We start from the raw sequence: 26,717 nt of genomic DNA on the forward strand, positions 1-26,717 counted from the left end.
AGACCGGTAGCCTCGGAAATTGCTGCGACCTGAGCGCTCGTCACCGGCCCAGACTGTGAAATGTGTTCCCGGAAATGCGGGAAAAGGGCCAATCCCGCCTCCAGAGATTTGAGGCTGCGTCTGGGCGCAGGAGAAGGCTTTCGCTCAATCATAGGATTGGCTCCACGACAACTTCCCCTGCGCGCGGGAATGTAGCTCAATCTGGCTGCTACCGCGATGGTGGAATCGGGCTCGGACAGAGTGTCCTGCAGAAACTATGATCTATGTATCTGATTTATCGCCGTTTAGACGAACTGCGGTCTATTATGTCGGCTGACACAAGGGCGTCAGCGAAAGCTTCAACAGCAGCTTCGATCCGGCCGATCGCGCGCTCGAGCGGCTTGATGCTTTGCTCCCCGCTGCCGATCCGCTCGCCGCGCTAGCCGAATGGGTCCGCCAGCTTCGCGAGGACGAGACCCCGTTTCTTGAGGGCGGCAGCGAGTTCGTTGAAATTGAAGGGCACGTCTTCAGCCGCTTTGCTCCGCGCGGCGCAGCTTGGGCCGCTTCACTTGCCGCCTCGCTGCGCCCGCAACTCTTCGGTCTCGGCGCTGCCCCCCTCGCGCTGGCCGGGCTCACGCCGCGTAGCCTGTTCAGGGAGATTCTCGAGAGCCCCCTGCCCTCCCTGCTCTCCACTTCGATTACCAGCGCAGCGGTTGCAGTGTCGTCGGATCTTTCGTCGATGCGTCAGGCACTCAACCGTCGCAATCTTGAATTGCGCGGCCTTTATGCCTCTTCCCATGCCCCGCATGCGTGGCAGCTCATCTCTGCATTGGGCCCCCTCACCCGTGCCGAGCTCGCTCGTGCACTCGATGTGACGCCTCGGACTGCTTCCCAGGCTGTGATCGCGTTGGAAAACGCAAATCTTGTACGGCTGCGGCCCACTGACAAGGTGATTCAAGCCGCCGGTGGTTGAATTAGGTTTTGGGGTCTGCAGAAAACGCCTCCCATCTCGGGGCCACCGCCCTCCCCTTTTTTGGCTGAATTCTGCCATTTTATTGAGCGCGGCACATTGTGCCGCGTTGTGTGCCTCATTCCGTGCCGCTCGTTGTGCCGCATATAGTGACGCGCTTGGTGCTGCGCCATGTGTGGCGCGGCACAACGCGCGTTCCGCTGCGCGGCACCATTTGCCTGCGCGATCGCTCGCGCTGCCATCTTGTACCGCGCTTGCGCCTTGCAACGCGCTGCCATATGCGCTAGGCCCAGCACTTGCAGATGGTGCCGCGCTTGTGATCGCACTTTCAGATTGTGCAGCGCGATGTGCCGCGCTGACGCCACACAGGAGAATTACCGTGCCCGTTATCACAATCGCCCAAAGCAAAGGCGGCGCAGGCAAGACGACCCTCGCGCTCGCGCTGGCATCGGAATTCGAGGCCTTGGGCGGTTCGGTCTACATGCTGGATGCAGACCGGCAGAACAGCCTGCTGAACTGGCATCGCGATCGACTGGCTGCGGGGAGGGGAGGGGACTCCAAAATTCAGGTCGAGGATGCCTCACAGTTGCGCGATGCGGACATTGGCGCCGCGATCACAAAAGCGCGGGAACTAGCGCAACTCGTCATCGTGGACTCCGAAGGAACCTCCAACTTTAAGACGGCCTATGCCGCCATGGATTCCGATTTTGTTGTCATTCCGACGCGGTCCTCGCGTTTGGATCTGGAGCGCACCGTCGAAACCAGCGACATGCTCGAAAAAATGTGCCGCGGCGTGCCTTATCGGGTGCTCATTACGCAAACTGGCCAGGTTGCCCGGTCAAAGGCTGAATGGGAAATCGATAGTCAGATTTCCAAGGCGTTGCCGACCTTCACCGAGCAAATGCACAATCTCGACGCGTTCCGCGCCATGTCCAATTTTCGCATGACGCTCGCCGAAGTCGAGACAAATAAGCTCGCGAAGACCGAGAAGGCGCGGCACATCGCCCAAAGCGTGCTCGCCAACATTCTCGACGAAATCCAGAACAAGGAGGCCGTAAATGCCTGATCAGATCCCTGCCAACAGTGCGATGGGCGATATCATCGGCTCGACGCGCCGGCGCCTTGAGCAACCAGCGCCGCCTGCAAGCCCCGCGGACCGGCTCAAGAACCTTGTCGCGGCCACCACAGTGGCGAAACCTGCTCCGGCAGCACCAATTGCACGCGATCCGGCTCCTGCGACCCTGCCGGGCAATTATTTCCCGCAAGTTGCCGTCGATACCGCGATGGTTCCAAAGCGGAAGCCGCAGCGCGGCCCCACGCGCACGCTCCACATCAGCATGCGCCTGTCCCCACCCGAACGCGACCGTCTCGTACAATGGTGCGACGACCGCAATCTGAGCCTGCCCGACGGAATCGTGGCGCTCCTCGACCTTGCGGAAGGGGGAGGGGAGGGGGCTTAGCCCTCAATCAGTCAGGGCAAGACGCTTATTGTGAGTGATTGGGGGCTCAGGCCCGCCCGCGTGCCTTGACGAAGCCTTTGCAGAAGCCTTCCCAGGACTTGTAGAGCGCCTGTCCGCTCAATGTCTCGAGCTTGGGCCCCATCTGCTTGCGATAGGCCTCAGCAACGAGATCCTTGTCCCAGCCACCACCAAAATCACTCACAATGGTTAAGATCGTCTGATCACCGCAGAAATGCAGAGAATCGGTCGGGAAAAGCTTGCGGGTCGTGATCCTCGGCGCCGGCATGGCAACGATCTGCTCTGCGGTCCCATCGCGACGGGCTTTGCGTCCCACCTTTGGACGATCCAGTTCCTTGGCTGTTGCCTCTTGCTCGCCCGGCTCTTTCGGCGAGAAGGTCAGCTTGACCGCAACAACCGGACGGCCGCGTCCAGCCCCCCGAACTTCTTCCCATTCCACAAGGAAGTCGGCGAGCTGGTCGATTTCGGCCTTCGACTTTGCGAGCACGTCTCGGCGGAATTCCGCGAAGTTCTTGAAGCTCCCCTCAGGAACGCCAAGCTTGCGGCGAAGCTCCTCGACCGTCATTTTCACAACCCGGTTCTGACGGTTGATGATCAGGCAGCCGAGGTCATAAAGGGTGAGCGAGTAACGGGATTGCAGCGCCAACATAACCCCGAGATTGACCCGCGCATAATAGTCCGAACGCTGGATCACGCGCTTGAAATTGTCCGAAAACTCGAATTCGACAACGCTCATCCCGTCTTCTGAGATTTCCTCGACGCAGCTCGCAAGCAACGACTGTGACATGACCGCTGGCTTGCCTTTCTTCGACGTGGTCCTGATACGGACAATCACGCGAAGCAGTTCATCCATGACCGGTTGAATTCGTTCGTTTCCCTTATGTGATCCGCGCAGTTCCTTCTTGGTGATCGTAAAGGTCTTGGTCTCGCCCGCATCTGGCCCGGCCTTGCGCAACATCAGCGCAAAGGCCTTTCTCGCGGCCGCACTCAGGGAGCCGGTTTCGAATTCAGATTCGACGAGCTCGCCAGGCTTGCTTACGAAGTCCAGGTCCTTGCGGCGAATCACTTCGGCCACACGCAAGGTGCGGCTCAGGCCCTCCAAACCTGGAGTAACCTCGATTTCACTGGGATTCGAATCGAGCTCCATGTGAGTTGCATAACATCACCTTGTCATAATGAGAACACACCCCCGTGAACTCACATAGACAGGCCCCCGATACCTCATATGAAGGTATGTTCGCTCAAAATTGGCAACATCGAGATAGCCCCCAAGGACTCACAAAGAGCATTCTGGAAACCCGCAGGATTCCGCCCTTGAGCGAAACTCCCCCGATCACTCACATAGTTCTGCGGCAGGGTCACGGAGCCCTCATCGCGTCGCAAACGGAAGCTGTCGCACTGCCCCCTGCGACTCACACATACGTCCAACCACTTCCTTGATTTATCAGGTAAATTCAAGCGCACCCCGATCACTCACATAATTGGTGTGAGACCGAACGTCCTCTCAACCCGCAAGCCCCCGATTCCTCAGGTAAACCCGATCTGCAGGGGCACATATTCCCCCCATTTCTCATCTAGACGGCCGTTTTAGCCCCGCCACGAACCATTTTGGCGATTCAGCTACTAGAATCAGAACCTTCTGGTCCGATCTTGGAGCGCTATCAGCAACTCCCCCGATCACTCATACAATCACCCAGGACCTCATGATAACGCCCCCGGTGCCTCATGCAGTAGCCCCCACGGCCTCACATTGAAGCCCCCTCAGGCTCATATAGAGGCCATTTAAACCTCTGTTTTTACATATCTAAAGATGCCCGAATCATAGAATCCTGAATCTAAGAAACCTCCCAAGCTACGCTTGGGCGTGTGGATAAATTGGATTCAAGGACAAGAGAGAGGAGGGTGGTCTGATTGGGCTGGCATGTCCATAGTCCGAAACAGACCAACTCCAGAGCTCCGAAGGCTCGTCAAACATCTGAAAGGCAAATGGTCGGGTGAAACCGCCATGTGCCGTTGCCCCTGCCATGCCGACAGGACCCCATCGCTTTCCATCCGTCAAGGTGACCGAGCAATCCTCGTGACCTGCCACGCCGGTTGCGACAGCCGAGACGTGCTCAAAGCTCTCCGGCGCATCGCGGACCTGCCGAGTTTCGATGCATCTCGCGTGATCCCCAGCATCGAGCGCCGCGTCAAACCTCATCTCACAATCTGGCAGGCCGGTAGTTCGATCGAAGGGACGCTGGCGGAACGCTATGTTCGCGAGGTGCGTCAGATCTGGGCACCGCTTGAAGACCTCCGCTTCCATCCAAGATGCCCACGAGGGCAGGGGAGGCAAGCCAGCTTCGAACCGGCCCTCCTCGTCGCGATGCGCAAGGCGGGCGCGATCGCCGCGATCCAGCGGATTTTCCTTGATCCATCGACGTCCGACTACACCGAGAAGCGCGTCCTCGGCCAAGCCATCGGGGCTGCCTGGACAAATGGCCCGCCCGGCAAAGCCATCGGCATCTGCGAGGGCTTCGAGACTGCGGCAGCCTATACCTCGCTCACCGGTATTCAGGCCTGGGCGACCATGGGTGCCAAGCGTTTCCACCAGCTCGATATCCCGGTCTCCGTTGAAACCGTGATCCTGCTAGCGGACAACGATCTTGAAGGCCGACGAGCGCATGAGCGCGCTCGTGAAGCCTACCACCGTCCGGGCCTCAACATCGAGACCGAGTGGCCACCCGGACGCATGAATGACTGGGCGCAGCTCCTGAAGCGGTGAGGGGAGGGGGGCTGGAGCGGGCGTGCCGCTGATCGGCACGAGCTCAGGAGTTCTCCGCATGACAACAACGATTCCGCGCGCCAGCGCCATTCTCGGCGCTGCCCGCACACTTGCCGCCAAGCTGCTCCTCGCTGTTCCGATCGACCGCGCTGCTCTGAGCCAGGCCATGACCGAGAGTGCTGGCGGAAGTGACGCCGCAGGTGCCTGGCAGCAGCGCGACAGCTTCGAGGCCCTGGAAGTCGCCCTGTCCCTCGCAATTCCCGAGCTAGTCGGTCGGATGGAGGTGGGATCCGCGATCGGCACGCTCGAGGCGCTGACGCGCGAACTGCCGACCCACACGGTGCGCAGCGAGGACCAGATCCAGTTCCAGCAGTTCTCGACGCCGCCGGCGCTAGCCAGGTTCGCGGTCCATCTGGCGCGGCTTTCCGGCGATGACATGGTGCTGGAGCCAAGTGCGGGCACCGGGATCATCGCTTCGCTCGCCAGAGGTGCGGTCAAGGACCTGATCCTCAACGAACTCGAACCCACCCGTGCGGACCTGCTCGAAGCTCTCTTTCCAAGCACGAAGGTCTACCGCCACGACGGCGCTAAACTCAGCGCGCTGCTGTCCGGAACCGCGCGGCCGAGCGTCGTGCTGATGAATCCGCCGTTCTCGGTGTCGCAATCGCGGGGAGAAGATCAGAACACCGCCGCCAGGCACCTGCGGGCCGCGCTCGACCATCTGCTGCCGGGTGGCCGGATCGTTGCGATCATGCCGGACTGGTTCTCACCCTCGGCCAGGTACGAAGAAACATTCCGGCGCACCCTTGAAGGCGCGCGGGTCGTCCTGTCGCTCCGTCTGGACAAGGGAGGCTACGTCAAGCACGGCACCGGGATCGCGGTACGCGTGCTGGTGATTGACAAGGTGCCAGGCGAGATCGGCGTATCCACGATCAGTCGCGGCTCGGTCGGCGAAATCTTCGCCGCGCTGTCAACCGTGCCGCCCCGGGCGACATTGCGCGACCCGACGCAGGCGGCAGTGCACCGACCAAAGCTCAGTCTGTTCCGCTCGGTCAAGACTGGTCCAGCCCGGCCCGTGATCGTGCGAGCTCCCCAGACCAACGACGTCCGCCCCGTCGCCTACAAGGTGCTGGCCGAACCTGCCGCGATGGGCGAGCAGCGCGGGGTCTATGCCGATTACCGGCCTTCACGCGTGGTGATCGCGGAAGCTGGCGAACACCCGACGCACCTTGTCGAATCCGCCGCCATGGCCTCTATCGCCGCGCCCAAGCCCGGCTACGTGCCCTCTCTGCCAGAACGCACCGTGACCGCGCGACTGCTCTCGGCCGCCCAGCTCGAAACCGTGATCTACGCGGGCGAGGCCTGGAGCCGCGATCTCCATGGCCGGTTCAGCCATCCTGCCGGCGAGGTTGCTCTCAAGGAGGATCCCGAGGGCCAGCTTTACCGCACTGGCTTCTTCCTTGGCGACGGCACCGGGGCGGGGAAGGGGAGGCAGGCGGCGGCCTGCATTCTCGACCAGTGGCTCAAAGGCAATCGCCGCCACATCTGGATTTCGAAGAACGCGCCCCTGCTCGAGGACGCTCAGCGCGACTGGACCGCAATCGGCGGGCTGCCGTCGGACGTCCTTGAACTCTCGCGCTGGAAAATCGGCGAGGAAATCACCGCGCCCGGGGGCATCCTTTTCGTGCCCTACGGCACGCTCAGAAGCTCGCGTGTCGAGGACACGCGGCTTGACCAGATCGTGCGCTGGGCTGGCGAAGACTTCGAAGGCGTCATCGTCTTCGACGAAGCCCACGAAATGGGCGGCGTTGCGGGCGGGGAAGGGGCACTAGGCCAGAAGCAGGGCTCACTCCAGGGTATCGCCGGTGTTCTGCTCCAGAATACGCTGCCGCGCGCCCGGGTGCTCTACGCATCAGCCACCGGCGCATCGGACGTCAACAACCTTGCCTATGCGGTCCGGCTTGGACTGTGGGGGCCGGGCACGGCGTTTGCAAACCGCGAGCAGTTCATCAGCGAGATCCGCGACGGCGGCATTGCCGCGATGGAGCTTGTCGCCCGCGACCTCAAGGCCTCCGGGCTCTACCTCGCCCGGGCGCTCAGCTTCGCAGGGGTAGAGTACGACATCCTGCGCCATGATCTGACGGCAGAGCAAATCGCAGTCTATGATACCTATTGCGATGCCTGGACGATCATTCACCAGAACCTCGAGGCCGCGCTCGAACTCACCGGGATTGTTGACGGGCTTGAAAACAAGACGCTCAACAGCGGCGCCAAGGCGGCTGCCCGCAGCCGGTTCGAAGGCACCAAGCAACGCTTCTTCGGACAGGTGCTGCTCTCGCTGAAGCTGCCCTCGATCTACCCGGCGATCGACGAGCACCTGGGCGAAGGGGATAGCGTGGTCGTCCAACTGGTGAGCACGGCGGAATCCATCCTCAACCGGCGGCTCGATGAACTGGAGCCGACTGAGCGTGAGGCCCTCGACATAGCCTATGATTGCAAGGAGTACGTCGTCGACTACCTCACCCGCGCCTTTCCGACCCGGCAGATGGAGGAATACACCGACGAGCTTGGCGACGTGCGCTCACGGCCGATGTGGGACGAGGCGGGCAATCCGGTCCACAACCCGCAGGCCGAGGCCGCGCGCGCCGACCTGATTGAGCATATCTGCGCCATGCCACCGATCCCTACCGCGCTCGATGCGCTGCTCGAGCACTACGGGGTAACGGCCGTCGCCGAAGTGACCGGTCGCAGCAAACGCCTCGTCCGTGACGGCTCAGGGCAGCAGCGCCTCGAAAGCCGCTCACCTCGGACCAACCTTGCCGAGACCACCGCGTTCATGAGCGGGACCAAGCGTATCCTCGTGTTCTCCGATGCAGGCGGTACGGGCCGCAGCTATCACGCGAGCCTCGATGCGAAAAACCAGCAGCGCCGGGTCCATTTCCTGCTCGAGCCCGGATGGCGCGCGGACCGCGCAATCCAGGGGCTGGGGCGCACCCACCGCACGCATCAGGCGTGCCCGCCGCTGTTCCGCCCGGTCACCACCGACTGCAAGGGCGAGGCCCGTTTCACCAGCACGATTGCGCGGCGCCTCGACGCCTTGGGCGCGCTCACCCGCGGCCAGCGCCAGACCGGCGGGCAGGGGATGTTCGATGCCAGCGACAACCTCGAGAGCATCTACGCCAAGCACGCACTCCACGACTGGTATGGCCTGCTCGCTATGGCCAAGCTCAAGAGCACGACCTTGTCGGAGTTCCAGCGGATGAGCGGGCTCGAACTCACTGACCAGGACGGGGTGCTGCGCGAGGATCTGCCGCCGATCCAGCGCTGGCTCAACCGCATCCTCGCCATGAAGATCGCCGTCCAGAACGCGATCTTCGACGAGTTCCTGACCCTCGTCGAGACACGAGTCTCGGCGGCGAAGGAAGCCGGGACCTTCGACATCGGTGTCGAGACCGTGTCGGTGGAAGCCTGCGAGGTGCTCTCCGACACGGTGATCCGGACCGACCCGGTTACCGGCGCGACTTCGCACCTCCTCGAGCTGTCGCTGACCCAGCGGCGCAAGGTCCTCTCGCTCGAGCGCGTGCTTAAAGTGGCATCCTATGAGGAACAGCCGCTGTTCCTGCGCAATGACAAGTCGGGCAAGGTCGCACTCGCGGTTCCGGCGCCCTCGCACATGGACGAGGAGGGCCACATGATCCGCCGCTACGAACTCGTGCGGCCATTGCGCAGCGAGTACCTGCGCGCCGACCGGCTCGACGAGTCCGCCTGGGAGCCCGTGACCAAGGCCAGGTTCAGCGCGCTGTGGGAGGAGGAATATGCAGCCGACGAAAGCCAACTTGTCACCGAGACCGTCTATCTCGCAACCGGGCTGCTCCTCCCGATCTGGGGCGCGCTTCCCAAGGAAGACCTCACGGTCAATCGCATCGTCGACAAGTCCGGTGCATCATGGCTCGGCCGGCATGTCCACGACCTCTACGTCGATGCGACCCTCGAGAAGCTTGGGGTTGCCCGCAAGGCGCAGACTGATCCGGCCAAGATTGCCGCCGCCATCCTCGGAGGAGGGACTTGGAAGGCGCCGCATCCCCTCAATTTCACGATCCGCACAGCGCGAGTGAACGGTTCCCGCAGGATCGAGATTGTCGATGCCGAAGCCGAGCGCATCCCCGAGCTCAAGGCCAAGGGCTGCTTCACGGAAATCATTGCCTACAAGACGCGGGTGTTCGTGCCGACGGACAAGGCCGACCAAATCCTTGCAAGCCTGATTGGACAGGCACCTTGCGAGGAGCTTGCAGACGCGAACGAATGTGGTAGACTTAGTTCATAGAACTTAGCTAAGGTAACTGGAAATGGACACGGTCAACATTCATGAAGCAAAGACGCATTTGTCGCGCTTGCTCGAGCGCGTGCTGCGCGGGAATGCGGTCGTGATCGCCCGGTCGGGCAAGCCGATTGCGAAAATGGTGCCAATCGACACTGCTGCACCGTCCAAGATCAAGCGCCTGGGTTTCCTCAAAGGGGAAATGCGCGTGCCGGAAGATTTCGACCGTATGGGCGAGGGTGAAATTGAAGCGCTGTTCGAAGCCTGAGCGATGAAATTTCTCCTTGATACACATGTCCTCCTCTGGGCAGCGGGCTTTCCGGAACGATTGACGCCTGCCGCCCGGAAACTGATCAACGATGAGGGCAACGAACTGGTCTTCAGCGCTGCCAGCCTTTGGGAAATCGCGATCAAGAACGGGCTCGGGCGGGAAGACTTCGCAGTCGACGCACGCGTATTGCGCCGGGCGTTGATCGACAACGGATACGTCGAGCTCGCCATTTCAAGCGAACACGCCGTTGCAATTTCCCAGTTGCCTCCGATTCACAAGGACCCATTCGATAGAATGCTGATCGCTCAGTCGATCGTCGAGGGCATCACCTTGCTCACATCAGACGAAACAGTCTGCCGGTACTCCGGACCCATCCGACAGGTCTGATTGTTCCGCTCGCGTCAGATCAATACCGACCCGCGCCATCCGCAATCAGGTCGTCCATCGCTTTCGAACGAATCTTGTCGCGCTCCGCCTTGTACGCGAACACGTCTTCAGCCTTGAGGCGACGGTGCCGGCCCACCATGCTGTGCGCGACATCGCCCTTCTCGATAAGCCTGATGAGATAGGGACGGGACATGTTGAGCAGATCTGCTGCCTGCTGCGTCGTCAACATCTGCTGGATCGGCACGAGCGTGACGGCATCTCCGCTCCCGATGTGACGCAGCAACTTGAGGAACAGGTCCGACATCGCCGGTGTCAGCGAGATTTCTACCGGCTTCCTGGTCTTGGGATCGGTCAAGTGCAGTTTGGCTTCGCCGGGCTTCTGCGAGGCAAGGATACGCCGTAGCTGGTTGGCGATCTGCCGATCATCGGCAGAGGGCGGCCTGTTGCCGAAGGGCAAGGCATTGGCTGGCAGTGTCATCGTTTCTCTCCGCTGATGGCGATATCCCGAAGCGCATATTCGAAATAAACGCAACCAAGTTGTGCGCCTCAGGTTCCGATGCAGGTCCGATCCATGAGGCATAAATCGATCATTTATGCCTCATGGCACCAAGCGGCCCGCCCTGGGACGCGCGGTTGCGCCCGGGAATTCGGGCAATCCTGAAACCGTGAGGGGAGGGGGGCTGGAAGGGGTGAGCCGAAGGGCTCGGCCAAATCCGGCCTTCAGGAGCACTCCCATGAACGACATCGAGTTGATCCCGCTCGGCAAGCTACGCCTGTCCGAAGCCAACGTCCGCAAGAACGACAGCAACCTCTTCATCGAGGAACTGGCCGCCAATATCGAGGCCAAGGGCCTCCTCCAGAACCTGATCGTCGTGCCCGCCAAGAAGCGCGGCATGTTCGATGTGACCGCGGGCGGCCGGCGCCTGCGCGCCCTCAACTTTCTTCTGACGGCGGGCAAGCTTCCCAAGGACCACCCCGTCGCCTGCCGCGTCCTCGACATCGATGCCGCTGAGCAGTCCGAACTCTCGCTGATCGAGAACGTCATCCGGCTCGACATGACGCCGACCGACGAGATCCGGGCCTACAAGCACTTCGTCAATGAGGGCAGCGACCTCGACGCGATCGCCAAGCGGTTCGGCCGCACCCGCCGGTTCATCGAAGGCCGCCTGCGGCTTGCCGACCTCGCCGATCCGATCTTCGCCGCGCTCGAAGAGGGCAAGATCACCCTCGACGTCGCCAAGGCTTATGCGACGACGCCCAACCACGACCGCCAGATGATGGTCTGGAACGAGCTGTCGAACTCCTGGCAGGGCAACAATCCGGACTCGATCCGCCGCATGGTGACGCACAGCGCGATCCGTTCGTCCTCGCCGATGGCCAAGCTTGCCAGCGAGGCCGACTACCTCGCCGCCGGCGGCAAGATTGAGCGCGACCTTTTCACCGAGGACGGCGGCGAGACGTGGATCGATGCGGAGATCGCCCAGCGCATCGCCGGCGAGAAGCTCCAGGCTTTCGCGGCCGAAATTGCCGAAACCTCCGGCTATGCCTGGGTGCGCCCGATCCTCGAGACCCGCGTCACCTACAACGCAACCGAAGACCTCCACCAGATCCATCTCGAACCCCCGCCGCTCACCGAGGAGGAGCAGGTCGAGGCCGACAAGCTGCTCGAGACGATCTCGGTGCTCGAAGCCGAAAGCGAGACCCTGGACGAGGACGACGAGGCTGCCGCCGCGGACTTCCAGGCACGATGGGATGCCGCAAGCAGCGCCTACGATGCGCTCCACGACAAACCCCCGGTGATCCCCGAGGAGATGAAGGCCAATGTTGGCTGCTTCGTGATCATTGGCGCTGACGGCCAGCCTGTGGTTGCGAGCGGCCTCTACAGCGACAAGCCGCTCGAACGCCGTAAGGCGCGTGGGTCCGAAGCGGGAGACGGCGCCAGCGGGGCAGCAGGGGAGGGCGGTAGTGCTTCTGCCGCACCCAAGCCTCTGTCGCAAAAGCTGGTCGAGGAACTCGCCGTCCAGCGCCGCGACATTCTCGCGATCAACCTCGCTTCGAACCCGGCGATCGCGCTCGATTACCTGATCTTCGCCATTGCCGACTCTCGCGCGCTCTACAGTGCGCAGGCCTTGGGCACGACGCTCCGCGCCCCGTCGCCCTCGCTCTACCTAGCCAACTACCCTGAAAGCCCGGCGCACACGCTGATGGCCGATATCCGCGAGACGCTCGACCTGTCGTGGACCGAGCACCGCCGCACGGTCGACCGGTTCTCCGCGTTCAGCGCGCTCGACGACGATGCCAAGGCGAACTGGCTCGCCTGGTGCATGGCAAAGACGCTCGAGGCCAGCATGGGGATCGACAGGAAGGCAGGGCAGTCCGGCCCTGAGCCGATCGACCTCCACGACCATCTCGCCGCGCTGATGGGGATCAACGTCGCCAGCCACTGGCGGCCGACCTCGGCCAACTACTTCGACCGGGTCAGCAAGCAGGCGCTGCTCGCCCACGTCAGCGAAGTCGGCGGACCGACCATGGCGGCGAGCTTCATGGGCTCGAAGAAGGGCGATCTCTCGGCCTCCTGCGAAAAGCTGTTCGCCGGCGAGACCATCGTCGCACCCGAGGTCAAGCAGGCTGCACTCGCCTGGGTGCCCGAGGCCATGCGCTTCCGGGTGCTGGCTGCGAGTGAGCCTGATGAAGAAGGCCCGGTAGAGCACGATCCCGAGAGCGATGCCGGCGAAGTCGAACCTGCCGACGAGCAGGACGCCGAAGCCGGCGAGACCGTCGACGCCTGATACAGCCCTGCCGGCACGCTGCCCGTACCTCTCTAGCGACCTGCGGCAGCGTGCCGGTCCATCCAGGACATGAACCCATGACCATGATCACCAAGCTGCGCGCCCGGGTCTCACCGCACGCGATCTCGAAGGTCACCCGCATTTTCAACGGGACCCTCGACGACATCTTCAACGAACTCTTCCAGAATGCCCGCCGCGCGGGCGCGACCTGCATCACCGTCACCGCCGAGCACATGGCAGATGCCTGCCTCATCACGGTGAGCGATGACGGCGCCGGGATCGCCGACCCGGTCGACCTCCTCTCACTCGGCCAGTCCGACTGGTCCGAGGAGTGTCGAACCCGCGAGGACCCGGCGGGCATGGGCTTCTTCAGCCTTGCTGGCCTCGACACCGTGGTCAGTTCGCAAAGCGCGGGTGGTGCGTTCTCGCTGGCAATCACAGGCGATGCCTGGACCGGCGAGGCCGACATCGATGTGCTGCCCTTCGACGGGCCGCGCGGCACGGCAATCGCCTTCCGGTTCGATCCGCAGCCTGACGGTAAGCTCGAACGCTGCGTCGAGGCGGCGGCCCGGTTTCTGCCGCTTGCCGTCAGTTACAACGGCAAGGACCTCGCCAGCGCCGATTTCCTCGCCGACGCGCACAAGGTCATCGAGCGGGAGGGGTTCCGGATCGGCGTGTTCCGCGACCGGCACTCGCCGCACGTGGCGACGCTCAATTTCCACGGGGTCACCCTCAAACACGCTTTCCCGGTCGTGAAGGAAGTCCATCACACCCAGTGGTCCGTGCAGGTCGACGTGATCGACGCGCCCGATCTCGTCCTGGTCCTGCCCGCCCGCAAGGAAATCTACCGCAACGCCGCGCTCGACCGGCTCGTGGCACTCTGCCGCGAGGCGATCTTTTCGGTCATCCGCGAGGAACCGTTCCACCGCCTGAGCTTCGAGGACTGGCTCGAGGCGAGCCTGTATTACGACAATTTCCCGCAGGCGGCGCGGCAGTTGCCGCTGTGGTACCCGACGCTCGCCCGCGACAGCTACCGCGAGGTGCCGCGCTTTGCCGACCTCGAGCCGGGCGCGGCGATCTATGACGACACGGACTCCTTCGATGCCGTCACCTTCGGCCGTGCCCTGCGGCGCTCGAACGGGGGCGAGATGCACCGCCTCGGCGGCCCCGACCCGCGCGCCTTCCACGAGCCGATCACCAACTTCATCGGCTATCCCTGGTACGATGCCCTCCCGGCTTTCGTCCGTACCGGCGAGCGCTTCACCTTCGATGGCGGCAAGCCGACCGATGAAGAGGGTGCCGTTACCGTCCGCCCCGACGCGATCACGATCGAACTCACCGATCAGCACGACCGGCGGCTCGATCTCGAGACCGACTTTGCGATTCTGGAAGATGCCGATTCCTGGGGTGATCCCGACTGCGCGCACATTGCGCTGACCCGGACCACCGCGCTGGGGCCCGACGATCTCACCGACCTCATCATCGATGCGGTGTTCAGCCCTTCCGACGATTCAGATGCCGACAGCTACGACACCCAGGAGACCCGCTTCCGACACGATGCGGCGGTGCGCGCCCATGCCATCCTCGAAGGCGAGGACGCCGCGATCCTTGCCGGCATCCGCATGGCCTTCGCCGACCGCGTCGCCTGGCGCATCCCGCACGGGCGCACGCTGCGCCTCTCCTGGTCGAACGCCGCCTCCGACCTCTCGCTCGATCCTGCCCAGGAGGGCCCCGTCCAGTGACCCGTCACCCCAAGCCCGACGTCGCGCAGGTCATCACCGACCTGATCCTCGAGAAGATCGCCGCCGGCACGGCCCCGTGGCTCAAGCCCTGGACCGCGACCAGCACGCGGCCGCTGCGCCACAACGGGGTCCCCTATTCGGGGATCAACACCTTCTTCCTCTGGGCGGTCGCCGAGAGCCGGGGCTACGCCAGCCCCTACTGGATGACCTTCCGTCAGGCGCTCGAACTCGGCGCCCATGTCCGCAAGGGCGAGAGCGGCTCGTTCAGCGTGTTCTACAGCTCGGCGCGCAAGACCGACACCGATCGCGAGACCGGTGAAAAGAGCGAAAAGACGATCCGGTTCATGAAGTGGAACCACGTCTTTAACGCCTCGCAGATCGAGGGGCTGCCGGCGCACTACTACCCCGAGCCGCTGGACCCCAAGTCGATCGGCGAACTCTCTGCCGAGGTTCAGGCCTTCCTCGATGCGATCCCGATCCGCGTCGTCCACGGCGGCGACAGTGCGCATTACACGCCGAGCACCGACACAGTCACCTTGCCGTCGCCAAACGCGTTCCATTCGATCGAGGCGTATTTCTCGACCCGGTGCCACGAGCTTGGCCACGCCACAGGGTCGGCCAAGCGGCTCAATCGCCAGTTCGGCAAGCGTTTCGGGGACGATGCCTATGCCTTCGAAGAAATCGTAGCCTCGCTCTGCCAGGCCACCCTCTGCGCCGAATACGGCCTTCCCAACGAACTCCACGACAGCCACGCCTCCTACATCCACCACTGGATGAAGATCCTGCGCGGCGACAAGACCGCGATCCTCCACGCGGCGGCCAAGGCCGAGCAGGCGGTCAAGTGGCTTCGCCAGTTCGATCCGGCGCTCGGTTCGACCCTGCCGGACGAACTCAAGGAGGCAGCCTGACGGTGTCCGGGAAGCCGAGGCACTTGGCCCGCTCGCAGCGCGAGCGGGAAGGGGAGGGGGTGGGAGCCCGATGCGCCAGGGGGCGCAAAGGGAGATTTCACCGATGAACTACGATCTCGACTTCCGCTATCGCCGTGCCCTGCAGCCCGACGCGCTCGCAACCATTGCCACCGCCACCCAGGCCGTGGTCGATGCAATGCAGGACGCGCGCAACGCCGGGATCGACCCAGCGCGCGATCCCGCGACGATCCTGCTCGCGCGTCACGTCGGGCGCATCGCATTGGGCCACGCGCCCGACGAAACCTTTGCCGAAGACCTGCCGCTGCGCCGGCAGTGCCTGGCCAAGATCGACGAGCTGAAATTGAAGCCCGCGCTGGTCGCGCTCGCCCGCCGCGGCATCGGTTACGATCCCGAAGCCAAGCGCGCCTTCCACCGCGAAGCCCGCTCGGCATTGCGGGTGGCGGCGCGCCATCTCGGTCTCGAGCCAGATCAGTACGATCTGCGCAGCAACTTCGCCGGCCCTGCGGTCTCGGGCGAGATCACGCTCCACGGCGACGAGATCTACATCCAGGTCTCGATCCCCTGCATCCATCCGGGCCGCGAGGTCATGTTCCGCCGGTGCAAAGGCCGCCAGGACTACCTCGGCGATCGAAATCACTTTTGCGACATCGCGGTCCTTGCCGCGCCGCACAGCTTCCGCGCGCTCGTCGTCCGCGAGACCGGCCTTTCCATCAATCCGCGCCAACAGGCGCTCGTCTAGGAGAACCGCCATGGGTTGGCTGTTCATGTCTCGCGGCGGCATGGCTCCGTTCGCCACGCCGAAGGCCTATCTCGACAACCAGTGCACCTATCCGCCCGACCCTGACAAGGGCCGGGCGACCGGCCTGCGTGTCCTCAAATCCACCGTCCGTTCGGGCGCCTACTATGCCGCCTGCCAGAGCTACGATCTTGAAGCCCCGCACGAAACTTTCGCGATCATCTGCCTCGTCAAATGGAACCCCGGCGCGAAGAGCGGCGAGGAGTTTGGCTACAAGGATATGACCGAAACGATGGGCCCCTACAGTTACGACTGCCCGGCCTCGATCCTCGACCTCTTGGGACCGCCCGGCAACGAATATGCCGCGCAGTGGCGCGAGCATTGCCGCCAGCGCCTCGCCCTGACCACGCGCCGCAAGCCCGCACCGGGCGATATGCTGGTGCTGGCCGAGCCGCTGACCTTCACCGACGGGCAGAGCGAGCGCAGCTTCCGCGTGGTCCAGTCGGGCCGCAAGACGATCCTGCGCCGGGTCAGCGACGGGGTTGGGGTGAAGATCAGCAAGCTGATGAGCCGGGCGTGGACGATCGTGCCGCCACCCGGTGCCCCGTCAACTTCGTGACCCGGCACCCAAGCGAGTAGCGCCATGACCGATCCCGCCCCACCGCAGCGCTCGTCCAAGCGAGCGCGCCTTTGCAGCATCGAGAACGCCAACCGGATCGCCACCCGGGTCGCCGAGCACGTCCAGGGCGACACCGCCGTGGTAAAGACCGGCAATCCGCTGCAGCCCTTCCGCGTGGTTCTGGCAAGCAAGGCAGCGCCGGGGCGCACCGTCTCGCGGGTCGTCACCTGCAACGATGACGAGCCCGAGGATCAGTAGGGCTCGGGTCCGCGCTCGACGAACCACGATTGCCCGAGCTCGAAATCGGGACTTGGCGACACGAGCGGCCCGTCAGGTGCTTCAGCCACGTAGGGCGAAACGAGGTCCTTGCGCCGCACCCGCATCCGGCTGAGCCAGGCCGCGGTGCGGCCGCGCGCTTTGAGGACCGTCAGCAGCCAATCCATCGCCTCGGCCATCTCGACCACGCCGCGCCCGGCGAGGCAGTAATAGATCGCCCGCTGGAAGTCGTCGCACTGGGTGCTGAGGATGCCCGCGAGCTTTGCCCGCCCGCCGGGGGCGTTCTCATGCACCAGCGACACTGCCTCGCGCAGTTCCCGGACTGACAGGTAGGCATCGTCCACGCCGACCCCGATGCAAAGCGCGGCGATCGCCCGGCGCACTGGCGGCAGGTTCTCGTCGCACGACGCATCGCGCAGGCCAATGTCGAGATCGAAATGGTCGAGGTGGCTGGGAGCGGGCATGGCGAGATCCTTTCCAAAAGAACGTAGCGTGAACGTTCAGGCCCCGTCAACCGGACAGCGGAGGGGAGGGGGAACTCAGCGGGGGATCAATCATGAAAGGTAGAACCCATGACCGCACTTGCTTCATCCACACCTGCCGGCGTCGACCACACTGCTGAGATCGCCCGGCTCAACGACGCGGCCCGCGCGGGTTCACTGCCCACTTCGCGCACTGTGTTCACGCGGGCGCTGGCCGACATTCGTGCTGGCGACGCCGAAGACCCCGGCGCACGCCAGGCCAGCCTGATGCTGGGTCAGGCAGCGCTGCGCCGTCTTATCAACGAAACGCCGATCGAGCCGGGGAACGATCCTCATGGCGAGCGCGACTTCGGCGCGGTCGAGTTCCAGGGGTACAAGATCTTCTGGAAGATCGATGTCTATGCCAACGACGGGACGTTCGCCTGGGGGGTCGGAGACACTGTGGGACGCGCAGCAGAGCTTCCGCGTCGTCACGATTATGTTGGCAAGCGACTGGTGAGGCGATGAGCCGGTATTCGCTAAGACCGCTGCCGGAGCGCTCGGACATTTTCGAGGTCGCGGTCGGGTGGGACCTGGGGCTGGGGACGTTTTTTGTGATGGTATTCGGCGTCGCCGAGGTTGGCCGCGATCCTGATGTGAGGCACTGGCGTGGTGGCCAGCCCAGACAGATTGTTACGGTCGAGGAGCTTCAGACTGAGGTATCGCCATACGCTGAACTTCCGATGGAACTGGTCAGTCGGCTTCGAGGCGACCAAAGCAACGGCGGCGCGAGCCCTCCACAGCGGTTGAGTCGATTGATTTCAGGGCTGCTCGGGAATGGCTGCGTCTGATCATCCTTCTCCCCGCCTGCCAAACGACTGGATAGTTGATATTCCAGCTATGCAGCAGCAACCATTTGAATTTCAGGCTTAACGTACACCCCTAACGTCAGTGCGTCCCAATAGGCGAAGAATGTCTCGAAATAGAAGCGATGTTGATCGCCATTGTCGTCGATTAGCACCAGTTCGCAACTGCCGAGTGGCCCGCCGCTCTGTGCTCCGCAATATCCAGCGACAGCCTTGAAAAGCTCTAACTCGTCTACTTTTCCGAAGTGTTTGGCAAAGGCCGATGACCGGATGAAATGCCGACAGGGATTCGCTGGATCGAAGTCCGGCTTGCGGCGAGAAACGTGTGGATGGCCGGACATTATCCCGACCAGTGGAGTTTGAACGCCCGCAGTCTCGACGAATCGGTATAGCGTCGTCGACAGCGTGTTGCCGAAAACGCCGTGGAGGCTCTTCACGGTTTCGATGGTCGGCGACATCGATAGGGCTTCTTGCGTAAATCGATCGCGCAGGAACAGCAGGCGGCCTGCGGCAAAATTGGCTTCGGCTTCGACCTGCTCATGGCATTCGGGCGAGAGGGTGTGGCTGTTATCGCCAAGCATCGCATCCTCGTGCCACGGCAATAGGCTGTGACCGATTTCATGCGCTTCGTTCCACCGATGCTTTTTGATCGGCAGGTCGCCATCAAGCAGGATACGCTTGCGATCGGGCAGATACAGCGCCTTCAAGGACCACTTGTGGATGGCGTCCAGGATGAGTGCCGGACGATTGAAAACCTGAAGCGTGGCGACTCTGATCCGGCTGATCGCCTCCTGCGCGACGCTCGGATCCTTCGCCGTGTAGAATTTGAGATCGAGCTTGAGCAAATGCCGCACGTCTTCGAGCCGGAGCGGGGGCTCGGGATTCCCGAGCCCCTTCAACACCCGTTCGACGCGGGCGTCGATATCATGGGCGGTTCTCTCAGATAAAAGTCGATTTCTGCTCAACCGCCTGCTCCTTGACGTTCAGTCCCGTTCGCTCAAAACTGTGACGAACGCCTCCAATGCAGCACGTTCAGCCTGGCTAAGCGCTGCCACAGGCTCAGATCGCGCAGCAAAGCGAACGGCTTCATGAATGAGGTTGTCATTCTTGGGTGTCGTCAGACCGGCCACCTGCATCAGGTTCCCACGCGGAACCTGAAAATAATTGGCCAGCTGATAAACGGACCGCAATTCAGCCTTGTGACGAACGTCGTCCTCAATCTCTACGAGTTCGGCGACGTCAATGTCGGCTTGCTCGGCAAGTTCCTCGAGCGTCAATCCTTTGTTGCGCCGCATGAGACGGACAAAGCGACCAAAAGCAATGCTCGGCTCATCTTCGCCAACATTCTGCGTTTCTGCCTCACCATCAAAAAGCGGATCGGCGGCGGTGACGCCGGCACCAATTTCGGTGTCACCTTCTAACGATGCCATCTTGAGACACCAATCCTTGGAGATCTCGATCTTCATGGCTAATTTCCTTTGGCGATGAAGGATTCGGCTTGCTCCGGCGTCATCTCAAAATAGCGCAAACCATGATAGCTTGCGTCGATGCCAAGATCGGTCATGCCGCAGGTGTTGGCATAGAAGCCATTCGACTGCGGTAAAGCGTGTAAGCCAATCCTTCCCTTAAACTCCTCCTCGATACTGAGTGCGATAGCAGCCCTGATCAAAATACTGCCGATACCGCGATAGAGCGGCGGATCGGCGAGCTCGGGGCGGTTCCACGGCGCGTTTTCAACATATTCGACATAAACCAGGTCCTTTCCTTTTTGGCTCTCAACCCGGCAACGATGCGTTGTGATGTCCACGATCATCATGCCCTGGGTGGTTCCGTTGCACACGATGCTGAAGCCGGGATGCGCCAACATGCCCTGCAAAGCCCGGGTCTTCTGACGCCAGTTCCAATGCCGACTTTGCGGCCAATGCACCCGCTCGACACCGGCGCGGTGCAGTTTCTGGATCGCCTTGAAGAGCTCCGGGATCCATTCGGCTTCCCAGTCACCCAGCTGCTTTTCGGTTATCGCATCCCAGAGCTCGGCTTCTTCAAGCTTGCCGTTCGTCGCGTTCAAGAGTGCGATCGGACTGATCACGGCGGTCATAGCATCATGACTTCCGCTTTTTCTTTGCTCTTTTCGTCTTCGAAAAACAGCTTGTCGCCCTTTTCAACACGAGCTTCAACAAGCTGATAGAGCCGTAATGCCTGACGCAGCACAGCCGTCTTGCTCAAATCCTTCTTGTCGCAAAGGCCTTCGAGTGCGTGCATTTCCGCATCCGTAAGGTTGAGCGTCATCGTCTTCTTGGCAGCCATTACGCCTCCTTCAGCGGGAGTAGGGCTACACAACATCTGCGCAAATGTCAATCAAAAAATAGCCCTTGACTAGCTAAAAACTAGCTATCATATCCACGCCATCCGGCGATCAATCTCAAGCCGGGTTAAATCGCAGGCTTGAACAAGGGAATCGTTCTCATGGCCAAGAACACAGGAAATGACTTCCGTCGCGGCGCTGTTACCGCTCGCACCCAATTTCAGCGGACCGACGGCAACTATCAGAAACGGAACGAGCGCACCGGACACTTCATGGAGGTGAAGCAGGACGGCAAGCCGTTCAAAGGCGTCGCCCGTGAACCCGACGGGCGCGATAGCCCGAATTCCTGATGAACCGACGATTCATCCCCATTCCGGCCAAAGTGCTTTGGAGCCTTGGTCCGATTCCGAAGCCGCAACACCCAACCCTTGCATTGGATTCAAAACATGTCTGAAAAGTCGGAAAAGACCGTCACCATCATCGTCAACCAAGACGACCACGAAGTGGTCAAGACGAAAATCTCATATGACGAGGTCGTCGCCTACTACCTTCAGGACGGCGGCGCCTCTTCAACCGAGTATCTCATCAAATATTCACGCGGCCACTCCGCTAACATCAGCGGCACCCTCGCGCCAGGTCAGGAGGTAATGGTTAAAGATGGAATGCGCTTCAGAGTTTCAGGAACTGGCGAGTCATAATCCTTTCATCCGGGACTTGGAGGAACAGGGCTATCACCTCGACTTCGTCAACGCCTATTTCGTCATCTACGGGTTACCGTGCCTCAACAGCGCCGGTGAGCTCGAATATGGCGATTGGGCAAGTCCAGTCGATCTGAATAACTGGGTCATCGATGCCCCAAGCGACCATCAGGCCTGGTTCAAGGGATGCCGTCCGCACGACCAGAACGGGCGGGCGCTGCGATTGGGCGGTGGCGCGGCTACCGTCCTGGTGGCTGACGGCTTTGTTTGCAACCATTCCTTTTCGTTCAAATTGCTCGAGTCTGGCGCAATGCGCCCATATCGGTCGTTTGAAGAAAAGGTGCGCACTTATCTCGATGTGATCGTTGCACCCGCGATGGCAGCTTTCCCCGATGCTAGTCCGCTGCGGGGCATAGAAATCAAAGCCGCGGCGCAGAACAGTCCGTTGCGCATTCCAGACTCAATGTCGTCACGCTACCACCTCAACGACGTGGCTTCGCGGTTGAGGGGCATAAAGGTAGCAATCATTGGCCTCGGCGGCACAGGAGCTTACATCCTCGATTTCATCGCCCGCACGCATCTCGAAAAGATCGGGCTTTTCGACGACGATAAGGTTCATATTCACACGCTCTTTAGGATCCCCGGCTTCATCCATCGGGCGGTCGGGATGAAGAAGGTTGACGCGCTGGCGCAACATTATGCCAATTGGCATTGTGGCATCGTCCCGATCCCGGAGCGCATCACCTCCGAGAATATCGAGAGCCTGCGTGAGTTCGATTTTGTCTTTGTGTCGATTGACGACGGGCCGTCGCGGCTCGCCATCGTCGACTGGTTGAGTGCAAATGCCATTCCCTTCGTTGATTGTGGCATGGGCCTCAATCGCTCACTCATTGGGTTGAATGGCGTCGTTCGGATCACCGGAGCGGATCGCGCTGCATTTGAGCAATCGGTAAATACACCCTATCTGCCAACGACGAATCCAGAAAATGGAGAGTATCGGAAGCAGGCGCAAGTCGCCGAACTCAATGCGCTCAACGCGATATTCGCCGTGATCCGGTTCAAGCAGCATTTTGAGTTTTATGACCGATTAAGCGATGCCATCGCCTACACTTTTGAGACGGCATCTTTTGATCTTGATCGCTTTGGGGGGTTAGAATGAAGTTTGCCTATCAAGCGGTAGATCGGATCCCTAAGCAGCTGGAGCCTGAAACTGTCTATCACAGCGAGGAATTCGAGCTCGCCGGACTTCTCTGTGCTTGCGGCTGCGGCCATCGGATCACGCTTCTCGTTCCCGATAGCCACCAAGTCTATTGCGACGACGGGTTTGCCACGATCCGCCCTTCCATCGCAGTGTGCGATGGTCCCTGCAAATCTCATTATGTCATCTCAGCCGGACAGGTCGAATGGCTGGATGCATTTAGCACCGAAGCGGCGAAATCGCTCATGCAGAAACAGATTTTGCGCCATGTCGCCAACGACGCCAAGCCAAAATCCTGGATTGCCCGTCTGTGGAAGGCAGCACTGGCATTGGCTGATCAGATTAAATCGATCTTTGGAAGGTAGAATCCGTATTACACTCATCGTTGTCATTGAACGTCCTCGTCTCTGGTTCTTCGGTCATAGCGTTGTCTGAAAACACCGCTTGAGCGGTCCTGGACACCTCTGCGGGCAGCGCCCGCAGCTTCGGCCTGACGGCCGGGAGGGAAGGGGGGTGGGAAGAGAGTGATCGAACAAGGGGTTCGGTCGCAATCGATCCATCCAGGAGAACGTCCATGAACATCGGTGAAATCCGCAAGAACGCCAACGGCCAGCTGATCGGCTCTGTCGAAACGCTCACCATCACCCGCACCATCGGCCTCAGGCCAGTGACCTCCAGCAACCCCCGCGCACCCCGCTACGAGATCGTTGCGCTCAACGACCAGCGCCGCTGGGTGATCGTCGGTGCGCTCTTCGAACTCTCCTCGAACTCGACCGGCGAGAGCTTCTACCAGGGCAAGATCGACGATCCGTCGATGGCGCAGCCGCTCTATATCGCCGCTTTCCCGCGCGAGGACGGCACCATGGCGATCGCCTGGCAGCGTCCGCGCCGCCGCAATACGCAGCTCGGTTCGGCAGAATACGGCGAGAGCGACATGTTCCCGGCCGACGATGCCGGTGGCAGCGACCGCGGCGGCGAACAGGCTGGCGATGGCCGAAACGACGACGGTCTGGGTGACAGCACCGCGACCCCGCCCGCCAAGCGCGTCCGGGCCAATGCCAAGGACGGCGCCGAACACGATGGCGCGCTGCCGCCGCTCGTCGACGCCTGATCGGCAAGTCCAACTCCAACCGGCGGGGACTCCAAGCGGGTCCCCGTTCCCGTGCAAAGGCCGCGGATAAGCCCGCCGCGCGGCCTGAGGCGGAACGCCGGCACTGCCCCCCCCGCCCGGCGTTCCGCCTCTTCATTTGCCTGGAGTTACCCGGAGATCCACAATGCTGACCGATAGCGAACGCTTCGCTTTCACCACCCGGCGCCACCACGCCTTTGCGAGCACCGGCAACGCCTACGACGCGGTCCAGTGCGATGAGGCCATCCACACCGGCGATACGATGGTCGTCCTCACCGAGGAGGTTATCGGCATCGCCATGACCTGACCGTTCGCGGTGACACTGGCGCATGGGAATCTCCATGCCCTCTCTGCGCCACGCGAGGGCGACACGCTCGCGGATCTCGCCCGCTCACTCCACGTCAGCGCGGCCGACTTCGAACACGCTGCCGAGATCGCCCGGCGTTTCGGATTTCCGCTCGACCCGCAGATCGAGGCGCTGCTCCCTCGCCCGGCGGGCTGAGTTGGCGGGCTTCAGAGCGGCAGGATCGACTGTTCCGATGACGGCGCACTCGCCGGCGCGTCGACCGCATCGGCAATCACGCGCCCGAGTTCGAGCGCGGCATCCTCGCGTATGCAGGAGCTTGGGGCTGTGATGCCGACCCGCGCCCAGCCCGGAGCGTCCAGGATCGCATGAGCGACAGCAGACGTATCGATTCGTTCCATGCTGGTAAGAGCACATAGGAAGAACATATTTGCAAGACAGCGGGCGCCGCTGTTTGTCCTGATTGACAGGGCAGGGCGGTCCGCCGAGCATCAAGGCATGTGCAACTTGTACCGCATGACCAAGGCCCCTGCAGAAATCGCCCGACTGTTCGGCGCGAGCAGCGGCGCAGGCGCGAACTTCGCCGCCGAGGTCTACCCGGGCTATCCCGGCCTCGTCGTCGCCGAAGGCGAGACGCGGGTGATGACCTGGGGTTTTCCGCTTGTCCTGAAGGGCAAGAACGGTCAGCCACTCAAGCCCAAGCCCGTCAACAACGCGCGCGAGGACAAGCTCGGCACCTCGTTCTGGCGGCCGAGCTTCGAGCGCCGCCGCTGCCTGATCCCGGTGACCGCCTGGGCCGAGGCCGAGGGCATCAAGGGCCAGATGACCCGGACCTGGTATTCGCTGGCGGGCGAGGAGGTCGTTGCCGTCGCCGGCCTGTGGCGAGCGACCGAGGAGTGGGGCGCGGCCTATTCGATGATAATGGTGGATGGCTGCCCGCAGATGGCCGACGTACACGACCGCATGCCCGTCGTCCTCGCCCGAGAAAAGTGGGAGCAATGGCTCGCAGGCACACCCGCCGAAGCCTTCGCGCTGTGCCAGACCTGTTCCAATGAACTCGCCGTCGATCGCAGAGCCGAGCGCTGGGGTGCCGGGAGGTCCGCGGCGACGTCAGGCTGAGGGGAGGGGGGCTTCGCCGGTCGGATCAGACCCAAGCGAAAGGACCCAAGCCCATGGGCGACCGAGCCCCCGTCCACATCACCATCGGCGGCGCACTGCCGCGAGAACATCTCGAAGCCTTCGCGTCGCACGCCGCCGACTATGACCTGCGCACGGAGTGGGACGGCGAACCCTTCGATCCGGCAGTGCTGCCCGAGGCTGAGCCGCTCGAGCTCTACGGCACCGAGCTCAACGGCGGGCAGATCCCCGAGATCGACGCTTTCTGCGCCGAGCACGGCCTGCCGTTCCGCCGCTGGTCGGGTGGCTGTCTCGGCGCCTATCTCCCCGAAATCATCCTGTTCGATGGGCAAGGTCCGATGCGCGACTACACGGCGAGCGAAGACGAATACGTCCTCTTCCCTCCTTCATGGATCAACAACTTCACCCGGCTGCGCGATCTCAAGCGCGAAATTGCCCGCGCCGAACAGACCATCCCGGCCTTCGTGATCGCTGGAGGGTCGAGCGATGACCGCAATTGACGCCGCCCTGCTGGCCTCCTCACGCGAAGTCGTGCTCGCCCGCTTCCCGCTCTCGCGGGTGAGCGAGGCCTTCTTCGACGACATGCTTGGCGTCCTGCCGCCGGCGCACATCGCCGGCGTGCCGGGCTTCTTCGTCTCCGAGGCGGTGTGCGAGGACATCCACGCCCAGTTCGTTGCTGCAGGCGGCCGCTTTTACGGCGGCTACGTCGGGGTGAGGGACCGTGCGGGCCTCATCACCCATGCGCGCATCGCCGAGTTCGAAGCCGCCCATCCGGACGCGGTGGAACTCGCCTGGTATCCCGACAGCCTCGAGGGGGCCGCGTCATGAGCCGGCACTGGATTCTCGAACTCGGCGCCGGTCCCGCCGACGAGCCCTGCGCGCAGCTTGGGCAATGCGCCGACTTTGCCGCGGCCAACACCCTCGAACTGCTCGCCTACAAGGCCGCGATCATTGCCCTCAACGGCGAGCCGCCCCTGCCGCTCGGCTTTGCCATGGTCGCCAATACCCATGATTTCGGGACATACCGGACGCTCTGGCTGGTCTCGGCGGAATCGCCCTTGCCCGACGACGCGCAGGCCTGGCTCGAAAACCTTGTCGAACCGGCCACCTGGATCGCGGCGGGATTTCCGCAGCCGGTGACCTACGAGGGATCGCGTGCGGTGATGCGGCCGTTTCGCGAGGTGGTCGCCGCTGCGCTCCAGATCACCCGGGCGAACGCCGACGGCAGCTTCTTCCCGGCGCAGAACGCGGTGCTCCACCGCAACCTGCTCGCCGCCTACGGGCCTGCCACTCTGGCCGCCGCCGACACGGGGTAAGGGGAGGGGGCTTGGGGCTGGGCGTTCCGTAAAGGAGTCCAAGCC

At 62.4% G+C, this 26,717-nt stretch carries 34 protein-coding genes; 26 read left to right on the forward strand and 8 right to left on the reverse strand.

What is annotated here, in order from left to right; genetic code table 11:
- The first annotated feature begins 388 nt into the window (after window positions 1-388).
- From IQ35_RS13385 to IQ35_RS13395, 3 genes are all read left to right on the forward strand, one after another.
- A complete protein-coding gene (locus IQ35_RS13385; RefSeq protein ID WP_175485412.1) occupies window positions 389-952 on the forward strand; it encodes a helix-turn-helix domain-containing protein in 564 nt (187 codons plus the stop codon).
- A gap of 376 nt (window positions 953-1,328) precedes the next feature.
- Window positions 1,329-2,015: a ParA family protein gene (locus IQ35_RS13390; RefSeq protein WP_092960224.1), complete on the forward strand. Its 687-nt coding sequence runs from the start codon at window positions 1,329-1,331 to the stop codon at window positions 2,013-2,015.
- Entirely contained in the window at window positions 2,008-2,409 is a 402-nt protein-coding gene (locus IQ35_RS13395; RefSeq protein WP_092960226.1) for a hypothetical protein, read from the forward strand. Before IQ35_RS13390 ends, IQ35_RS13395 begins: the two co-directional genes overlap by 8 nt.
- A gap of 46 nt (window positions 2,410-2,455) precedes the next feature.
- On the opposite strand, the gene IQ35_RS13400 is transcribed toward IQ35_RS13395, so the two are convergent.
- Complete coding sequence (locus IQ35_RS13400) at window positions 2,456-3,574, reverse strand: replication initiation protein (protein ID WP_092960228.1); 1,119 nt, start codon at window positions 3,572-3,574, stop codon at window positions 2,456-2,458.
- 963 nt (window positions 3,575-4,537) lie between these two features.
- Between IQ35_RS13400 and IQ35_RS21250 the strand changes: the two genes are divergently transcribed.
- The 4 genes from IQ35_RS21250 to IQ35_RS13420 are packed head-to-tail and all read left to right on the forward strand — an operon-like array spanning window position 4,538 to window position 10,167.
- The gene (locus IQ35_RS21250) at window positions 4,538-5,191 is read left to right on the forward strand and encodes a DUF7146 domain-containing protein (RefSeq protein WP_242003350.1); all 654 of its coding nucleotides are present in this window, start codon (window positions 4,538-4,540) and stop codon (window positions 5,189-5,191) included.
- Between the two features lie 58 nt (window positions 5,192-5,249).
- Window positions 5,250-9,515, forward strand: a complete 4,266-nt coding sequence (locus IQ35_RS13410; RefSeq protein WP_092960230.1) for a strawberry notch-like NTP hydrolase domain-containing protein — start codon at window positions 5,250-5,252, stop codon at window positions 9,513-9,515.
- 22 nt (window positions 9,516-9,537) lie between these two features.
- Window positions 9,538-9,777 (forward strand): type II toxin-antitoxin system Phd/YefM family antitoxin, encoded by a 240-nt coding sequence (locus tag IQ35_RS13415; protein WP_011608100.1) that lies wholly within the window; start codon window positions 9,538-9,540, stop codon window positions 9,775-9,777.
- A 3-nt stretch (window positions 9,778-9,780) separates the two neighbouring features.
- A complete protein-coding gene (locus IQ35_RS13420; protein WP_011608099.1) occupies window positions 9,781-10,167 on the forward strand; it encodes a type II toxin-antitoxin system VapC family toxin in 387 nt (128 codons plus the stop codon).
- Window positions 10,168-10,186: 19 nt separating this feature from the next.
- On the opposite strand, the gene IQ35_RS13425 is transcribed toward IQ35_RS13420, so the two are convergent.
- Window positions 10,187-10,645 (reverse strand): helix-turn-helix domain-containing protein, encoded by a 459-nt coding sequence (locus IQ35_RS13425; RefSeq protein WP_011608098.1) that lies wholly within the window; start codon window positions 10,643-10,645, stop codon window positions 10,187-10,189.
- A gap of 256 nt (window positions 10,646-10,901) precedes the next feature.
- On the opposite strand from IQ35_RS13425, the gene IQ35_RS13430 reads away from it, so the two are divergent.
- The 6 genes from IQ35_RS13430 to IQ35_RS13455 all read left to right on the forward strand — a co-directional run bounded on the left by IQ35_RS13430 (window position 10,902) and on the right by IQ35_RS13455 (window position 17,240).
- Entirely contained in the window at window positions 10,902-12,956 is a 2,055-nt protein-coding gene (locus IQ35_RS13430; protein WP_011608097.1) for a ParB/RepB/Spo0J family partition protein, read from the forward strand.
- 77 nt (window positions 12,957-13,033) lie between these two features.
- Window positions 13,034-14,698, forward strand: coding sequence for an ATP-binding protein (locus tag IQ35_RS13435; RefSeq protein WP_092960232.1), 1,665 nt, complete (start codon window positions 13,034-13,036; stop codon window positions 14,696-14,698).
- Window positions 14,695-15,606, forward strand: coding sequence for an ArdC family protein (locus IQ35_RS13440; RefSeq protein WP_145074174.1), 912 nt, complete (start codon window positions 14,695-14,697; stop codon window positions 15,604-15,606). The genes IQ35_RS13435 and IQ35_RS13440 overlap by 4 nt, the downstream gene beginning before the upstream one ends.
- 103 nt (window positions 15,607-15,709) lie before the next feature.
- Window positions 15,710-16,366 carry a hypothetical protein gene (locus IQ35_RS13445; protein ID WP_011608083.1) on the forward strand — a complete coding sequence of 219 codons (657 nt, stop codon included), beginning with the start codon at window positions 15,710-15,712 and terminating at the stop codon, window positions 16,364-16,366.
- Window positions 16,367-16,376: 10 nt separating this feature from the next.
- On the forward strand, window positions 16,377-16,982 hold the full coding sequence (locus IQ35_RS13450; RefSeq protein WP_011608082.1) for a DUF6927 domain-containing protein: 606 nt from the start codon (window positions 16,377-16,379) through the stop codon (window positions 16,980-16,982).
- A gap of 24 nt (window positions 16,983-17,006) precedes the next feature.
- Window positions 17,007-17,240 (forward strand): hypothetical protein, encoded by a 234-nt coding sequence (locus IQ35_RS13455; RefSeq protein WP_011608081.1) that lies wholly within the window; start codon window positions 17,007-17,009, stop codon window positions 17,238-17,240.
- Here IQ35_RS13455 and IQ35_RS13460 read toward each other — a convergent pair.
- A complete protein-coding gene (locus IQ35_RS13460) occupies window positions 17,234-17,722 on the reverse strand; it encodes a hypothetical protein (RefSeq protein WP_011608080.1) in 489 nt (162 codons plus the stop codon). The genes IQ35_RS13455 and IQ35_RS13460 overlap by 7 nt on opposite strands.
- Before the next feature lie 108 nt (window positions 17,723-17,830).
- Between IQ35_RS13460 and IQ35_RS13465 the strand changes: the two genes are divergently transcribed.
- The gene (locus IQ35_RS13465) at window positions 17,831-18,247 is read left to right on the forward strand and encodes a DUF3768 domain-containing protein (RefSeq protein WP_011608078.1); all 417 of its coding nucleotides are present in this window, start codon (window positions 17,831-17,833) and stop codon (window positions 18,245-18,247) included.
- A complete protein-coding gene (locus IQ35_RS21320; protein ID WP_092959988.1) occupies window positions 18,244-18,570 on the forward strand; it encodes a hypothetical protein in 327 nt (108 codons plus the stop codon). Before IQ35_RS13465 ends, IQ35_RS21320 begins: the two co-directional genes overlap by 4 nt.
- Window positions 18,571-18,617: 47 nt before the next feature.
- On the opposite strand, the gene IQ35_RS13475 is transcribed toward IQ35_RS21320, so the two are convergent.
- The 4 genes from IQ35_RS13475 to IQ35_RS13490 are packed head-to-tail and all read right to left on the reverse strand — an operon-like array spanning window position 18,618 to window position 20,892.
- Window positions 18,618-19,550 carry an ImmA/IrrE family metallo-endopeptidase gene (locus IQ35_RS13475; protein ID WP_092959990.1) on the reverse strand — a complete coding sequence of 311 codons (933 nt, stop codon included), beginning with the start codon at window positions 19,548-19,550 and terminating at the stop codon, window positions 18,618-18,620.
- A gap of 18 nt (window positions 19,551-19,568) precedes the next feature.
- Window positions 19,569-20,051 carry a helix-turn-helix domain-containing protein gene (locus IQ35_RS13480; RefSeq protein WP_092959992.1) on the reverse strand — a complete coding sequence of 161 codons (483 nt, stop codon included), beginning with the start codon at window positions 20,049-20,051 and terminating at the stop codon, window positions 19,569-19,571.
- A gap of 2 nt (window positions 20,052-20,053) precedes the next feature.
- Window positions 20,054-20,683 (reverse strand): hypothetical protein, encoded by a 630-nt coding sequence (locus tag IQ35_RS13485; protein ID WP_011608074.1) that lies wholly within the window; start codon window positions 20,681-20,683, stop codon window positions 20,054-20,056.
- Entirely contained in the window at window positions 20,680-20,892 is a 213-nt protein-coding gene (locus IQ35_RS13490; protein WP_020818060.1) for a transcriptional regulator, read from the reverse strand. The genes IQ35_RS13485 and IQ35_RS13490 overlap by 4 nt, the downstream gene beginning before the upstream one ends.
- A gap of 159 nt (window positions 20,893-21,051) precedes the next feature.
- Between IQ35_RS13490 and IQ35_RS13495 the strand changes: the two genes are divergently transcribed.
- From IQ35_RS13495 to IQ35_RS21535, 7 genes are all read left to right on the forward strand, one after another.
- Window positions 21,052-21,240 (forward strand): hypothetical protein, encoded by a 189-nt coding sequence (locus tag IQ35_RS13495; RefSeq protein ID WP_092959994.1) that lies wholly within the window; start codon window positions 21,052-21,054, stop codon window positions 21,238-21,240.
- A gap of 96 nt (window positions 21,241-21,336) precedes the next feature.
- The gene (locus tag IQ35_RS13500; protein WP_092959996.1) at window positions 21,337-21,588 is read left to right on the forward strand and encodes a multiubiquitin domain-containing protein; all 252 of its coding nucleotides are present in this window, start codon (window positions 21,337-21,339) and stop codon (window positions 21,586-21,588) included.
- Window positions 21,548-22,747 (forward strand): ThiF family adenylyltransferase, encoded by a 1,200-nt coding sequence (locus IQ35_RS13505; protein WP_092959998.1) that lies wholly within the window; start codon window positions 21,548-21,550, stop codon window positions 22,745-22,747. Before IQ35_RS13500 ends, IQ35_RS13505 begins: the two co-directional genes overlap by 41 nt.
- Entirely contained in the window at window positions 22,744-23,151 is a 408-nt protein-coding gene (locus IQ35_RS13510; RefSeq protein WP_011608070.1) for a ubiquitination-like system serine protease family protein, read from the forward strand. Before IQ35_RS13505 ends, IQ35_RS13510 begins: the two co-directional genes overlap by 4 nt.
- A 209-nt stretch (window positions 23,152-23,360) precedes the next feature.
- The gene (locus tag IQ35_RS13515) at window positions 23,361-23,897 is read left to right on the forward strand and encodes a DUF736 domain-containing protein (protein ID WP_011608069.1); all 537 of its coding nucleotides are present in this window, start codon (window positions 23,361-23,363) and stop codon (window positions 23,895-23,897) included.
- A gap of 163 nt (window positions 23,898-24,060) precedes the next feature.
- Complete coding sequence (locus IQ35_RS21530; protein ID WP_011608068.1) at window positions 24,061-24,222, forward strand: hypothetical protein; 162 nt, start codon at window positions 24,061-24,063, stop codon at window positions 24,220-24,222.
- 9 nt (window positions 24,223-24,231) lie between these two features.
- Window positions 24,232-24,417 carry a hypothetical protein gene (locus IQ35_RS21535; protein ID WP_238828874.1) on the forward strand — a complete coding sequence of 62 codons (186 nt, stop codon included), beginning with the start codon at window positions 24,232-24,234 and terminating at the stop codon, window positions 24,415-24,417.
- Between the two features lie 11 nt (window positions 24,418-24,428).
- Here the strand turns inward: IQ35_RS21535 and IQ35_RS13525 are convergent, their stop codons facing one another.
- A complete protein-coding gene (locus IQ35_RS13525; protein WP_092960000.1) occupies window positions 24,429-24,620 on the reverse strand; it encodes a DUF6771 family protein in 192 nt (63 codons plus the stop codon).
- 97 nt (window positions 24,621-24,717) lie between these two features.
- Between IQ35_RS13525 and IQ35_RS13530 the strand changes: the two genes are divergently transcribed.
- Genes IQ35_RS13530 through IQ35_RS13545 form a run of 4 tightly spaced genes read left to right on the forward strand, consistent with a single transcriptional unit; the run spans window position 24,718 to window position 26,672 of the window.
- Entirely contained in the window at window positions 24,718-25,338 is a 621-nt protein-coding gene (locus tag IQ35_RS13530; RefSeq protein ID WP_092960002.1) for an SOS response-associated peptidase, read from the forward strand.
- 53 nt (window positions 25,339-25,391) lie between these two features.
- Window positions 25,392-25,856: a hypothetical protein gene (locus IQ35_RS13535; protein ID WP_011608066.1), complete on the forward strand. Its 465-nt coding sequence runs from the start codon at window positions 25,392-25,394 to the stop codon at window positions 25,854-25,856.
- On the forward strand, window positions 25,843-26,184 hold the full coding sequence (locus tag IQ35_RS13540; protein ID WP_011608065.1) for a hypothetical protein: 342 nt from the start codon (window positions 25,843-25,845) through the stop codon (window positions 26,182-26,184). The genes IQ35_RS13535 and IQ35_RS13540 overlap by 14 nt, the downstream gene beginning before the upstream one ends.
- Window positions 26,181-26,672 (forward strand): hypothetical protein, encoded by a 492-nt coding sequence (locus IQ35_RS13545; protein ID WP_092960004.1) that lies wholly within the window; start codon window positions 26,181-26,183, stop codon window positions 26,670-26,672. The genes IQ35_RS13540 and IQ35_RS13545 overlap by 4 nt, the downstream gene beginning before the upstream one ends.
- Window positions 26,673-26,717 lie beyond the last annotated feature (45 nt).

Source organism: Sphingobium wenxiniae (assembly GCF_007830065.1).
GTDB lineage: Bacteria > Pseudomonadota > Alphaproteobacteria > Sphingomonadales > Sphingomonadaceae > Sphingobium > Sphingobium wenxiniae.